At 70.2% G+C, this 13,148-nt stretch carries 8 protein-coding genes; all 8 read right to left on the bottom strand.

Annotated features, from left to right (window positions below; genetic code table 11):
* Positions 1-115: 115 nt before the first annotated feature.
* Genes FBY21_RS04290 through FBY21_RS04255 form a run of 8 tightly spaced genes read right to left on the bottom strand, consistent with a single transcriptional unit; the run spans position 116 to position 13,144 of the window.
* The gene (locus tag FBY21_RS04290) at positions 116-1,813 is read right to left on the bottom strand and encodes a formylglycine-generating enzyme family protein (protein ID WP_142008878.1); all 1,698 of its coding nucleotides are present in this window, start codon (positions 1,811-1,813) and stop codon (positions 116-118) included.
* Complete coding sequence (locus FBY21_RS04285; protein ID WP_044407489.1) at positions 1,806-3,005, bottom strand: ABC transporter permease; 1,200 nt, start codon at positions 3,003-3,005, stop codon at positions 1,806-1,808. The genes FBY21_RS04290 and FBY21_RS04285 overlap by 8 nt, the downstream gene beginning before the upstream one ends.
* Positions 3,005-3,721, bottom strand: a complete 717-nt coding sequence (locus FBY21_RS04280; protein WP_142008876.1) for an ABC transporter ATP-binding protein — start codon at positions 3,719-3,721, stop codon at positions 3,005-3,007. The genes FBY21_RS04285 and FBY21_RS04280 overlap by 1 nt, the downstream gene beginning before the upstream one ends.
* Positions 3,721-6,846 carry a serine/threonine-protein kinase gene (locus tag FBY21_RS04275; RefSeq protein WP_142008874.1) on the bottom strand — a complete coding sequence of 1,042 codons (3,126 nt, stop codon included), beginning with the start codon at positions 6,844-6,846 and terminating at the stop codon, positions 3,721-3,723. The genes FBY21_RS04280 and FBY21_RS04275 overlap by 1 nt, the downstream gene beginning before the upstream one ends.
* 19 nt (positions 6,847-6,865) lie before the next feature.
* Positions 6,866-7,594: a PP2C family protein-serine/threonine phosphatase gene (locus FBY21_RS04270; RefSeq protein WP_044407498.1), complete on the bottom strand. Its 729-nt coding sequence runs from the start codon at positions 7,592-7,594 to the stop codon at positions 6,866-6,868.
* Positions 7,594-8,289: a type VI secretion system-associated protein TagF gene (tagF, locus tag FBY21_RS04265; RefSeq protein WP_142008871.1), complete on the bottom strand. Its 696-nt coding sequence runs from the start codon at positions 8,287-8,289 to the stop codon at positions 7,594-7,596. The genes FBY21_RS04270 and tagF overlap by 1 nt, the downstream gene beginning before the upstream one ends.
* A complete protein-coding gene (gene tssM / locus FBY21_RS04260; protein ID WP_142008869.1) occupies positions 8,286-11,798 on the bottom strand; it encodes a type VI secretion system membrane subunit TssM in 3,513 nt (1,170 codons plus the stop codon). The genes tagF and tssM overlap by 4 nt, the downstream gene beginning before the upstream one ends.
* Positions 11,795-13,144: a DotU family type VI secretion system protein gene (locus FBY21_RS04255; protein WP_074971462.1), complete on the bottom strand. Its 1,350-nt coding sequence runs from the start codon at positions 13,142-13,144 to the stop codon at positions 11,795-11,797. The genes tssM and FBY21_RS04255 overlap by 4 nt, the downstream gene beginning before the upstream one ends.
* Between the last annotated feature and the right edge of the window lie 4 nt (positions 13,145-13,148).

Below are 13,148 nucleotides of genomic sequence, written 5' to 3'. Positions count from 1 at the left end.
GCCATGGTCATTGCTCTCGTTCTATGAGTTGTCCTGGTTCATGCGGACGCACGGTCGTCCGCCTGATCTTCATCCCTGTGCCCTGCCTGGGTACCGGATCGTTGCCGACCGACGCTCAGGGTCCGAGCAGTTCCTTCAGAATCACGTCCTTGTCCGCCTTGCGCTGTTGCCGATATTGGCCGACATGCTTGACGAAAAGCGTGGCCCGGTTCACGAGGCTCTTGCCCAATACCGGGTTTCGGTTGAGTTCCTCCTTGGTTCGCTGGAACTGCGCCTGGATCACCGCGTCGGTATAGCGGGTGCCGGTGGCCAGGTTGTCAATATAGATCGCCAGGGCGCCGTCGAGCGCCGTACGTCCGTTGGTCATCGCGCTCTCGTAGAGCTTGGCGGCGTTCTCGTCCTTGGCCGCCTGGGCCTGGTCGCGGCTCTTCTTCAGGTTGGTCAGGCGGATGTTGTAGTTGTTGATGGTCTCGGCCACCAGGGCGGCGGACTGTATCAGGTTGCCCGCGGCCTCCTCGCGCTGTTTCGCGATCAGCGAGATGTTGCGCTTGAGCTCCTCGTTGACCAGCGCCAGGCGCCCCTGCAGCTCCGGGTCGGTGCTGCTGGCGATCACGCTGTCGAGCAGTCGGGTGGGGTCCTGGTCTTCGCTGATCTCGTCGGTGAGGGACGAGGAGCGGCCTTCGGCCTTCCATTGCTCGAACAGCTCCTTGTAGCGCGAACGCGGGGCCGAGAGTGCGCCGATGGCCACGCGAAAGCCCGTGGTCTCGTTGCGCTGCTCGGTGCCGTCGGCGGCGAACAGGGGGTACTCGCGGCGCATGCCGGTGAACAGCGTCATTTCACCTTCCAGGTAGTTGCCGCCTTTGACCACGAAGCCGCCGTAGGTTCCCTGGCGACGTCCCGCATGCACCAGCTGGAAGGACTCCTGGACCATCTCCGCGGCGTTGCCGATCACATCGAACAGGCCGATCGGGTTGGGCTTCTTCAGGCCCACCGGCAGCAGCCGCGCCGCCTGGCCGGTACCGCCGGCCACCTGGTTGAACACCGCCCAGTCGGCCAGCGGGCCGTCCCCCTCGGCACCTTCCTGCTTGCGCGGGAACAGCCGGGCTTCCAGTTCCTGGCGGCTGACGGCATGGGCGCCACGGGCGGCATATTCCCATTCCACTTCGGTGGGCAGGCGCACGAAGGCGACGCCGCCCTCTTCCGCTTTGGTGCCCCGGCCGCTGACCGGCAGCAGGTCGCGGTGGTTCTTCAGCAGCCAGGCGCTGTAGACGGCGGCGAAGCGCTCGGCGTCGAAGTGCGACAGGTTGACCTTCGGCAGCCGCGCCGCCATGCCCGGCTGGGCCGGCTCGCACGCCGGCGGCTCGCCCTGGCCGGCCAGGGACGGCGCCTGGGCCATCACCAGGTCGTACTGGCGCTGGGTCACCTCGTACTTGCCGACGAAATACAGCATGGGCTTGAGCAGCGTGCCCTTCTCCGGCTTGGGCAGGCCGGGGCCGACCTTCGCCTGCCAGGGCTTGGGCAGGTCGTTGAGGGTGAACTGGCCGTTGATGTAGTCGCGCCGGTAGCCGGAGATGAACGACTGCTGGTAGCCCGTCTCGCCTTCGCTGAAGGGGTAGCCGAGGCTCACCTCGCGGTCGTCCAGCGCCCCCTTGGCCAGCACGTAGACGTAGCGGAAGGCCATCTGCCCCTCGCAGGGCAACGGCAGCAGCACGTCGTCGTCCATCGGCTTGGGGTTGTAGAGCGGGTCCGGGTCGGCCTGGGCCACGGCGGCGACCAGGGACAGTGAAAATGCGACTGTCAGCAGCTTAGACATCACGTAGTCCTTCCGAGGCTTCGATGCGGGCCGCGCGCCACCCACCGGTGGCAGCGGCCAGGGCGCTGCAGCCGAGGGTCGCCAGCAGCGCCAGCAGGTAATGGGAGAGTTCCAGCCGGCAGGCCTGTTCGCCCTCGGCCGACTGGAACAGCTGATTCAAGCCACTCTCGGCCGCCAGGTACAGCAGGCCGGCGAGCACCAGGGCGATCAGCCCCGTATAGAGCGCCTGGAGCACCACGAACAGCACCAGGCCGAAGGTCGGGAAGCCCAGCAGGCGCAGCACCGAGAGGTCGCGGCGCTTGCGTTCCACCGCCGCCAGGGTACTCGCCGCCATGGCGGCGAAGGCGCCGGCCAGGGCGAGCGCGGCGATGACCCAGAACACCAGGGTCAGGTTGCGGCTCAGGGCGCGCACCTGGGCGATGGCCTGGGCCTGGGTGGAAACCTCCAGGCCGCGCTCGGCGAAGTACAGCCGCAGCGGCTCCACCGCATCCAGGTCGCGGGCGTAGAGGCGGAAGCCGGGGTAGACCCGCGCCCGCGTGGCGCCGGCCTCGACGCCCGGCCAGCCGAAGCGCGGCACGGCCAGGCCGTCGCGGTAGTCCTCCACCGCTTCCAGCAGGTCGAGCCGGGCGAACAGTGCCGGGCGTGGGTAGGCCTCCAGGGGCAGCACCGCCTTGACCCGCAGGCGCGTGCGCTGGAATTCCGGCTGGCCGTTGCTGGCGCGGCCGAAGGCGGCGGTGAGCAGCGCACCGGCCTGCACCCCGAGGCGCTCGGCGGCGCGCTGGCTGAGCACCACCTCGTCGGCGCCGGGCAATTGCGCGGCATTCACCAGCGGGTCGCCCTCGGCGCTGGGGACCATCTCCACGGTGAGCGGCTGTGCGCTGTCGTCGGCGTACAGGTCGGCAGTGGCGGCGATCTGCCGGGTGCGGGGCACCACGAAGGCCACGTCGGGCCGGGCCGCCAGCTCGGCGATGCCCGCCAGGCTGAACCGCGCACCGCCAAGGGGGATCACCTCGCGCACGGCCGGGTCACGCTCCAGGCGCTCGGTGAGGGTGCTGACCAGGCCGTGCTTGAGGCCGAACAGCACCAGCAAGGGCGCCACCACAGCCACCAGCGCCAGCACCGCGCACAGCGACAGGCGTGCCTCGTCGCGGTAGTCGTCCCAGGCCAGACCGGCCAGCAGCGCGCCGCGCATCAGCGGGCCTCCGCCAGGGTCGCGGTGACGCCGCCATCGGCGCCGCGCTGCAGGCCGATGGGCAGCGGCACCAGCCCCGCGCGTTCGGCCAGGGCGTGGTCGTGGGTGGCCACCACCAGGCACAGCTCGCGGTACTCGGCCTGCTCCACCAACAGGTGCATGACCCGCTCGGCATTGAGCGGGTCCAGCGAGGCGGTGGGCTCGTCGGCCAGCAGCAGGCGCGGCTGGTGCGCCAGGGCACGGGCGATGCCGACCCGCTGGCGCTGGCCGACGGAGAGTGCCGCCGGGCGCTTGTGCAGCTGGTCGGCGATCTCCAGCTGCTTGGCCAGGCGCTCGACGCTGCCGTTCTCCGGCAGGCCCAGCAGACGCCGGGGCAAGCCGATGTTGCCGGCCACGTCGAGGTAGCCGAGCAGCCCACCGGTCTGCAGCACGTAGCCGATGGCGCGACCGCGCAGGGCCGCCAGGGCGTCCTGCCGGCTGTCACGCCAGAGCGCGGCGAGGTCGTGCTGGCTGCCGGCGTCGTCGAACTCCATCAGCGCGCCCGGGTCCGGCGACAGCACCAGGGCCAGCAGGTCGAGCACAGTGCTCTTGCCGCTGCCGCTGGGGCCGACCAGGGCCAGGCGCTGGCCGCCGCGCAGATCCAGCCGGGGGATCTCCAGGCTGTAGCGCTGGCTGCCCTGCCCGCGCGTCTTGCGCAGGTCGCGGATGCGCAGCATCAGGGCAGCGTCGACAGCGGCACGCGGTAGAGGGCGTCACCGGGGGCGGCGTCGCCGAAGCGCACCCAGTTGGCGGTGTCGTTGTGGAAGGTCTCGTAGAGGCGGATCTTCGATTCCAGCTCGTCGATGAAGTCTTCCTGCTCGGCCACCGACAGCGACAGCCACAGGTCCTGGCTCATGTTCAGCGCCTTGCTGCGGTACGGCAGGCCGTCCAGGTACTCGCCCAGCAGGCCGCTCTCGGCCAGGTTGCCGCCCTGGGTCAGCTTGGCCGGGTCGCGGCTCATGTAGGCGCTGGCGCTGGCGATTTCCTGGAAGAAGTCCTTGGGCGAGCTCTGGGTGCGGCGCGCGGCATCGACGATCACCTTGAGCGCCTGCTGCAGGTCGTTGAGCTGCAGCTTGGTGAGCAGCGCACAGACCTGGAAGGCCGGCAGCTGCGGGTTGGTCAGGTCGCGGTCGGAGGTCCAGGCGGTGACCAGCTGCGGGGCACGGGCCTGGTTGCGGTGGCCGAGGAAGTCCATGTGCATGGCGTAGCCCACCGCCTCGGTCTTGGCGGCGATGCTGGCGCCGCCGGTGGGGGCCTCCAGCTCGGCGTTGCTGCGCACCTTGTGCACCAGGTCGGCGAAGGTGCTGGCGATCTCGTTGACGCTCTCGCCGAACTTCTTCACGTCGCCGCCGCCCACGGGGATGTACAGGTCGCCGATCTGCGGGTTGGCGTCGGCGGTGAGCACGCGGTACTGCTGCTCGGCGAAGCTGTGGTTCTTCTTGCCGGCGTCGGTCTTCAGGTGCAGGGCGTAGATCTTGATCTGCTTGCGCAGCGCCGCTTCGCGCACCTCGGCCTCGTTCATGTGGGTCTGGCCCAGCGGGTCGCTCTTGCGCAGCGCGCCGGCATCGCTGACCAGCAGGATCAGGCGGCCGCCGTAGCCGCTCCAGTCCATGCCGTCGACGGCCTGCATCACGCCGGCGAAGGCGTCTTCGTTGAAGTCATGGCTGGAGACGTTGGTGGCCTTGACCTGCTGGGCCAGCTCCAGGAAGCGCGCCGGGTCGCGGCCCTCCTCCAGGCTGACCAGGGTCTTGGCGGTGTACTGCAGGCCCGGCGTCTTGTCGGTGTTGTTGCGGAACCCGACCATGCCGAAGCTGACGCTGTCCAGCTCGCCCCGCGCGGCGATCTCGCCGTGGAGCTGGTGGACCACATCACGCACGCGGTCGATGTAGGGCTGCATGGAAACGGAAGTGTCCACCACCAGCACGATGCCGGTGCGGAAGGCGTCCGACGAGGCCGCTGCGGCGGGCTTGCCGTCCCCCTGCTTGCGCGGGGTGTCGCCCGGGTCGATGGAGGCGACGTTGAGCACCTGCACCGGCTGGCCGTTGCTGTCGAAGCTCTCCCGCGCGTCGAAGATCGGCAGCAGGTAGAACTGGTCCTGGGGCACGGCGCTGGCCGGCGGCTCGATGGCCACCAGCTCGGGGTCGGTGGCGTCGCCGAACTGGGCCTGGTGCACCGCGTTGCGGGCCTTGGCCGAGTCCATGAGGAACTGCTCCACCTGATTGGCATCACGCAGGAACATCACCGGCGAACGGCCCGAGCGCTCGGTGAACTTCAGCACCAGGCTCTGCTTCCAGTCGCTGACCTTGTCCAGGGGCAGCCAGCCGTCGCGGTGGCCATCGCTGGAGGCGCCCACTTCCACCCAGGGAGTGCCGTTCACCACCTGGCGGGCATACACGTAGAACACCGAGAAGGCCGGCACCGCCTCGCCGTCGCCCTGGCCACCGGCCTGGCTGGCGAAGCGTGCGCCGGGCTTGCTCAGCACGCGTTCGAAGAGGGTCTTCTTGCCGGCCATCAGCAGCGGGCGGTCGCCGCCCTGCACGTCGGAGGCCGGGGTGGCCTGGGTCGCTACCGTGGCCGTGGTGGTATCGGGCGTGGACGGGGTGCCGGTGGTCGGCGCCGTGTTGCTGTCATCCCGCACCTGCACCACCGGCGGCGTGCTCTCGCCACCGCGGTTGAGCCACCAGTAGCCACCGCCTCCCAGGGCGGCAACACCGAGGGCGGCCAGGCCGGCGGCGACGATCAGCGGCGCGCGGCTCTGCCCTTCGGGCTTCTGCGTGGCGACCATCTCGGTGTCCAGCACCGATTCGCGCTTGCGGCCGGCGCCGCTGTCCGCCACCGGCGGTGCGGGCGGCACCTGGGTGGCGGCGTCGGGAATGGAGACGGTGACCGGGGTCAGCCCGGTCATGCCGCTGGCGGCCGGCGGGTTCACCGCACTGGCGGAGGTGCCGGGCAGGTCCAGCGGGCGGAACTGGGTCGCTTCGTTGTCGTCGGCCACCGGCGCCACGGGCGCGGCCGGCAGGCGGTCGAGGGCGGCGATCAGCGCGGCGGCGTCGGGGTAGCGGTCGTTCGGGTCCTTGGCCAGCAGCCGGGTGAGGATCTCCTGGTAGCGGCCCTGGGTGATGGGCAGCTCCGGCAGCGGCTGGGTGATGTGCGCCAGGGCGGTGGACAGCGAATCGGTGCCCACGTAGGGCAGCTGCCCGGTGAGGATCTCGTAGAGCACCACGCCCAGGGCGTAGAGGTCGGCGCGGCCGTCGATCTCCTGGCCACGGGCCTGCTCGGGGCTCATGTAGCTGGGGGTGCCGACGGCGAAGCCGGCCTGGGTGAACTGGGTACGGTCGTCCAGCGCCTTGGCGATGCCGAAGTCGGAGAGCACCGCGCCGCCGTCGGCGCGGAACAGGATGTTGGCCGGCTTGACGTCGCGGTGCACCAGGCCCTGGGCATGGGCGTAGCCCAGCGCCGAGGCGATCTGGCGCAGCCACACCAGGCCCTGCTCGGGGCTCAGGCCGGCGGCGATACGCTCCTTCAGGGTGCCGTTGGGCAGGTACTCCATGGCCATGTAGTACAGGCTGCCGACGTTGCCGATGTCGTAGATGGTCACGGTGTGCGGGTGCGACAGCCGCGCCAGGGTCTTGCCCTCGCGCAGGAAGCGCTCGCAGAAGCTGGCGTCGTTGGCCAGCGCAGCGGCCATCACCTTCAGCGCCACCTTGCGTTCCAGCGAGCGCTGGGTCGCCAGGTAGACGACGGCCATCGCGCCATCGCCCAGTTCGCGCTCGATCTCGTACCCCGGAATCTGAATGTCCATGCTGGTCTTTTTTTCTTTCTCAGGATGCTTTGACGACTACCGCCGTGATGTTGTCCGGCGCGCCCCGGGTCAAGCCCAGATGCACTAGGCTGCGGACCACCTGGTAGGGGTCCGCGTGGCCCAGCACTTCGCACAGTTCGTGGTCGTCGGCGGTCTTGTTCAGACCGTCGCTGCAGAGCAGGAAACTGTCTCCCGGCAGCACGACGAACCGCGATTCCTCCAGCTCCAGGTCATCCTGCACGCCGATGGCCCGGGTCACGATATTGGCCATGGGGTGCGCCCTGGCCTCCGTTTCGTTGAGCAGGTGGCTGTCCACCAGGTCCTGGACGTAGCTGTGGTCGCGGCTGATGCCTTCCAGGCGCCCTTCCCGCAACCGGTACAGGCGGCTGTCGCCGGCCCACAGGCAGGTGCCTTCGCCCCCGCGCGCGGCCAGCACCACCACGGTGCTGCCCATCATGTTCACCCCGCGCTGGGCCGCCTCGGCCCGCACCAGGGTGTTGACGTGCACCAGCGCCGCGCGCAGGGCCTCCACGTAGAGGTCCAGCGCATCGGTGCAAGGCACGCCACGGAGCGTATCGACGATCAGGTTGCTGACGTAGTCACCGGCGGCGTGTCCGCCCATGCCATCGGCCACCACCCAGAGCCCGCGTTCGCAGGCGTCCAGGCAGGCGTCTTCGTTGACCTGGCGGACCATCCCCACATGGCTGTGGCTGGCCGACTGGTACTGCGTGACAGGAGGCAGCGGCATCACAGGCTCCCGAAATCGATCTGCCCGATGGCCGGGAGCTGGCCGACGGCGCCCTCGCCTACCAGGAAGCGACTGAAGTAGCGGGTCGGCGGCAGCCCCTGGAACCTCACCAGTTGCGCCTCCACCCGTTGTGATCCCCGCCCCCAGAAGAAGCTGCAGCCCTCGCCCGCCAGTTGGCCGAGCACCGCGCGGCGCGCCGCCTCGCCCTCCACCGGGTAGGCCAGTGCGCCCAGGTCGCTGACCCGGGGCGTCACCCGTGGGCTTGCCTCCGGCACGCCCAGGGCCTGGACCCCGCGCTCGAAGGTATCGACGTCCGCCTCCGGCTCCAGGGTCGACAGCAGCAAGGCCTCGGCCTGTTCGAACCAGGCGTCGGCGCCCCCCACCAGCGCGCCGCTGTTGCACGACGGCTCCAGCGCCACGGCGATGGTGAGGGGGAAATAGCGGCCCACGCGGTCGATGCTGGGCATCATCACGCCGGCCACCGCCTCGGGCACCAGCAGGCCCGGGGCGATGCTGAAGCGCCACAGCGGGCTGATCAGGTAGGCGTCGAGCCAGGCGCCGCCCAGCTCGGCCTGGCTTTCCGCCATGCCGGCGGCCAGCCAGCGGTCCCAGGCCTCGATGAAAGCCGGGGTCAGGCCGCGATGGATGAAGTCGCCGCGGCCGGCGAGCTTGCCGTAGAAACCCGCTGCGCTCATAGCCGCTCCGGCAGGCCGAAACCGCTCACCACGCGGCTGCGGAACGGGTTGAAGGCGCTGCTGGCACGCAGCTCGCTGGAGATGCTCAGGTTGTCCACGCGCATGCGCAGGGTGAAGCGGTCCGGCGCGTTGCCCTGGGTCAGGTCGGACTGGTCCAGCAGGCGGAACCAGGCCCACGGCCCTTCCAGGGTCAGGCCGGAACGGCCGGCGCTGGTGGGCGGGGTCACGCTCAGGCGCACCACCCCCAGGCTGTTGGGGCTCGGCCACTGCATGGCCACCGGGCGGCTCGGGCCGTGGTCATAGCTGAACTGCTGGCCGTCCAGGTCCAGCTGGAACTGGTCGATGGCGGCGTCCATGGCCACCGCCTTCAGCTCGAAGCGCACCATCGGCGTGGTGTTGCCGGAGCGGAAGAAGGCATCGCGGATCTGCGCCGCACGCTGGAAGGTACCCAGCACGCCGGCACTGATGCCCAGCTTCTCCGCTGCGCCCGGCTGCCAGCGCCAGGTGGTGGCAGAGGTGTCGACGTAGGGCTGCAGGTACTTGCGGAAGTAGCTGTCCATCACCCCGCCGACGCCGAAGAAGGCGCCGAAGTCGTCCAGGGTGGCGTCGCGGGTGCTGTTGCGGTCCAGCGGGTAGCGACCGGCCAGGGACTGCCGGTAGACGTTGACCACCTCGGCCGTCCAGGCGGCGTTCAGCTGGTTGCGGATGCCGCCCATCATGGTGTTGGTGGAGGCGCTGACCACCGATTTGACCAGCCCCTGCACCAGCGGCGGCTGGCGCTCGGCGCCGAGGCTGACGCGCTGGGCGGCGGCCTGGGCCTGGTTCTTCGCCTCGCCCAGCAGCTGGTCGCCGCTGGCGCCGCTCATGGCGCTGAGCTGCACGTAGAGGGCGTTGAGGTCGGCCAGCAGGGCCTCGATGGGCGCGGCGGTGTCACCCTCGCCCTTGTCCACCAGGCTGTTCAGCTCGGCGAAGTGGCGGCTGATGGGGTCGTCCGCACCCGGCTGGGCCGGCTGCTGGGTGTCGTCCCCGCCCTGCCCCACCAGGGCCTTGAGCTTGTCGACGGCGCCGTTGCCTTCCTTCGCCAGCTTGGCGGCGGCCAGGCGCTCTTCCTTCTGCAGGTCGGTCTCCTTGGCCACGGCTTCCAGCAGCTTCTTCAGCGGCGATTGCGGGCCGGACAGCACCCGCAGCACATCGGCCGCCTGGCCGGTGCTGGTGATGGGCACGAAGTCGATGTCGGCCAGCAGCGCATCCCACTGCCGCAGGTAGTCCTGGAAGTACAGCTGGCGCACTTCCAGGGCCAGGCTGGCGGCGTCCTGGGCGTCCTCCACGGTGCGGCCGAGCACCCACTGCTCCTCGGCCAGGGTTCCGGCCTGGCTCAGGCTGGAGACCATGAACACCTCGCGGTAGCCACGCTGGGTGAAGAAGCCGGGCAGCGGGTCGTTCAGCGGCTTGCCGCTCTTGCGTGCGAAGACCAGCGCGGCGTCGCGGCCGGCGGCTTCGCTGATGCGGAAGTCCGGCACGTTCTGCGGCAGCTTCTGGCGCTTGACGCGGTCGTACACGCGCTGGGCGACGGACAGCTGCTGCAGCTGGCGACGGGTGTCCTGCACCAGGTCGTCGTCCAGGCGCACGGCCGGCGGCGCGCGGTCGTACAGCGCGGCCAGGTGGTCGTTGAGGGCCTGGCGCTGTTCCGGCGCCAGGTCGCGGGGCAGGCTGCGGTCCCAGTCCAGGGCGATCCAGGCCTTGATGAAGTCGCCGTCGTAGTGCTCCGGGTCGGCCAGCATCAGGTAGGCCTTGAGGCCCTCGTAGAGGAAGTCGGAACTGCCGCCCCCGCGCAGCTGCTCTTCCAGGCGCGCCATGACCCGGGGGGCCATGACCGCGATCAGCAGCTTGCGGTACACGCTGGCGCCCTCGGCACCGAGCATGTCGCCCTGGTAGAGGCCGAAGCCCTCGGCCCAGGACGGCGCGTCACCCGGCGCATTGCGGATGGCGTTGAGCAGCGGCAGCACCGCCAGCACCTCGCGCTGGGCCGGGCTGAGGGCCTGCAACTGGCCGTGCAGCGGCTTCACCCGCGCATCCACTTCGGCGATGTAGGCCTGGTTGGCGCGGAAGCTGGCGATCCACACGCCCAGCACGGCCAGCACCAGCACCACGGTGGCGGCGAGCACGCCCCGGGCGATCCAGGTGCGCTGGCGCTCCACCTTCGGGTTGGCGCCCACCAGGCCGCGTTCGCCGAAGGCCACCTCGCGGAACAGCCGCTCGATGAAGTAGCTGCGCCCGGTGCCGGTCTGGCGCGCCAGGTGCTGGCGGTCCAGGTTCATGCTCTGGGCCATGGCACCGATCAGGCGGTCGATGGGGCTGCCTTCCTGGGTGCCGCTGGTGAAGTACACGCCGCGCAGCAGCGGGCGCTCTTCATAGGGGTTGGGCTTGAACACGCCGTCGAGGAAGCCCGACAGCGCATCGCGCAGGGCCGCGAACTGCTGCGGGAAGCCGTAGATCAGGTCGCGACGTGCAGGGTCGCGCTCCTGTTGCAGGCGCTCCACCAGGCGCTCGTTGAGGCGCTGTTCGAGCAGGGCGAACTCGCTGCCGAACACCGACAGTGGGCCCTCGGCGCTCTTGCCGTCGTCCAGGGCGAAGGTCATGCCCCAGACCTGGGCGCGCTCTTCCTTGCTCAGCGCGTCGAAGAACTCCATGAAGCCCGGCACCAGGTCGAGCTTGGTGAGCATCACGTAGATTGGGAAACGCACGCCGAGCTGGGTGTACAGCTCCTGCACCCGGGCGCGGATGGCGCGGGCGTGGGCGGCACGCTCGGTCTCGCTGCCCAGCAGCAGGTCGGACAGGCTGATGGCAACGAAGGCACCGTCGATGGGGCGGCGCTTGCGCTGGGTCTTGAGCAGGTCGAGGAAGCCCAGCCAGGCGGCCTTGTCCACTTCGGCGTGGCTGTCCTGGGTGGTGTAGCGGCCGGCGGTGTCCAGCAGCACGGCCTCGTCGGTGAACCACCAGTCGCAGTTGCGGGTACCGCCGACGCCGCGGATGGCGCCCGAGCCCATGTGCTCGGCGAGGGGGAAGTTGAGGCCGGAGTTGACCAGCGCGGTGGTCTTGCCCGAACCCGGCGGGCCGATGATCACGTACCAGGGCAGCTCATAGAGGTTGCGCCGCTCATGGCCGCCGAGCTTGGCGCGCTTGAGCAGGGCCAGGGCCTCGTCCATGCGCTGCTTGAGGGTGGCCAGCTCTTCGCTGGTGGCCACGGTGGCGGCGTCGGGGGCGACGGCCACCAGGCCCTGCATGACCTTGGCCGCGTTGCGCCGGGCCTGGATCAGGCGCAGCACGCGCCAGCCGATCCATACGGCGAACAGCAGGATGATGATCACCCAGCGCACGGTGGCCGAAGCCAGGGGCTCGAAGCCGCCGATGGCGATGAGCGGACCGACGAACCAGATCACCAGGCTGAGGGCGATCAGGCCCAGCACCGGGATGACCCAGCGGGCCAGGAAACTGAAAAACGCCTTCACTCGACGCCCTCCGCGAAAACAGTGATCTCCACCCGGCGGTTGCGCGAACGGCCGTCGGCGGTGTCGTTGGATGCGACCGGCTCGGTGTCGCTGCGGCCTTCGGCGCGGAAGCGCTCGGGCTGGCCGGTCTTGGCGGCGAGCACGTCCATGACCTGCTGGGCGCGGTCCTGGGACAGCTTCCAGTTGGACGGGTAGCGCAGCGTGGCGATGGGCCGGTTGTCGCTGTGGCCGGTGACCAGCACCTGGCCCTTGACCTTGCGGATCGCCTCGGCGATGCGCAGCAGCAGCGGCTGGAAGTCGTCGTCGATGCTGGCGCTGCCGGAGGCGAACAGCTGGTCGCCACGGATGGTCACCACGGAGCGGTCCACGGCGTCTTCCACGGCCACCTTCTGGGCGCGGATCTCGTCGGCGAGGAAGCCGGCCAGGCGCGGGCGCTCGACGATCTTCGGCTTCTGCGGCGGACGGTCGATGGTCTGCACCGGGATGTCGCCCAGGGCATGCAGGTTCTTGAACACCGGCTCGGCCTCGGCGGCCAGCTTCAGCCGCATGCCGAACAGCAGGGCCAGCAGCAGCGCCGCGCCGATGGCGATCACCACCCAGGGCGGCAGGAACTGGCGCAGGCGATCACGGGCGACCACCAGGCCGCGCCAGTGCGGCGACAGCTCGCGCTCGATCTCGCCATGGGTGGCGCGGATGGTGGCGGCCACCCGCTCGCGCAGCGCGTCGAGCTGGCTGCGCCCGTCGTTCATGACCCGGTAGCGGCCTTCGAAGCCGAGGCTGATGCAGAGGTACAGCAGTTCGAGGATGTGCAGGCGCTGGCGCGGGTTCTGCAGGCAGTGGTCGAGCAACTGGAACACCTTCTCGCCACCCCAGGCCTCGTTGTGCAGGGTGATCAGCAGGCTCTGCTTGCCCCACTCGCTGGCACTGCCCCAGGGGGTGCTCATGACCGCCTCGTCGAGGGCAGTGCAGAGCACGTAGCGGCTGAGCATCACCTCGTCCTGGGGGACGCCGGCGGCGCGGGCCTTCTCTTCGAACTGGCGCAGGTAGCCCAGCAGCTGCGCGCGCAGGCTGGCGGGCATCGGGTGGGCGATGGTGTTGCGCAGCCGGGTGAGCAACGCCAGCATCGGGCCGGCGGCGTTCTCCAGGGGGTTCAGGCCCAGGCCGCGCGCGGTGAGCATCGGCCCGCTGGCCGGGGCCGGGCCGGGCGGCGGTGCGTCATGGCGCGGCGCCGTCGGCTCGGGGCCACGCCCGCCCGGGCGCGGCATGATCATGGTGCGGTCGTTGTTGTTGCCGCCACTGCCGCCACCGATGGGCGGGCCGCCGAAGGGATCGTCGATCGGGTGCATCGCG

The sequence above is a fragment of the Pseudomonas sp. SLBN-26 genome, assembly GCF_006715895.1.
Lineage (GTDB): Bacteria > Pseudomonadota > Gammaproteobacteria > Pseudomonadales > Pseudomonadaceae > Metapseudomonas > Metapseudomonas otitidis.
Note: the sequence above shows the minus strand (reverse complement) of the source record. Positions and strands in the feature narration are given on the sequence as shown.

What these genes read in the sequence shown, in the direction of transcription:
- FBY21_RS04290 (WP_142008878.1), bottom strand. Translation starts at nt 1,813, where the DNA reads ATGTCTAAGCTGCTGACAGTCGCATTTTCACTGTCCCTGGTCGCCGCC.
- FBY21_RS04285 (WP_044407489.1), bottom strand. Translation starts at nt 3,005, where the DNA reads ATGCGCGGCGCGCTGCTGGCCGGTCTGGCCTGGGACGACTACCGCGAC.
- FBY21_RS04280 (WP_142008876.1), bottom strand. Translation starts at nt 3,721, where the DNA reads ATGCTGCGCATCCGCGACCTGCGCAAGACGCGCGGGCAGGGCAGCCAG.
- FBY21_RS04275 (WP_142008874.1), bottom strand. Translation starts at nt 6,846, where the DNA reads ATGGACATTCAGATTCCGGGGTACGAGATCGAGCGCGAACTGGGCGAT.
- FBY21_RS04270 (WP_044407498.1), bottom strand. Translation starts at nt 7,594, where the DNA reads ATGCCGCTGCCTCCTGTCACGCAGTACCAGTCGGCCAGCCACAGCCAT.
- tagF (WP_142008871.1), bottom strand. Translation starts at nt 8,289, where the DNA reads ATGAGCGCAGCGGGTTTCTACGGCAAGCTCGCCGGCCGCGGCGACTTC.
- FBY21_RS04255 (WP_074971462.1), bottom strand. Translation starts at nt 13,144, where the DNA reads ATGCACCCGATCGACGATCCCTTCGGCGGCCCGCCCATCGGTGGCGGC.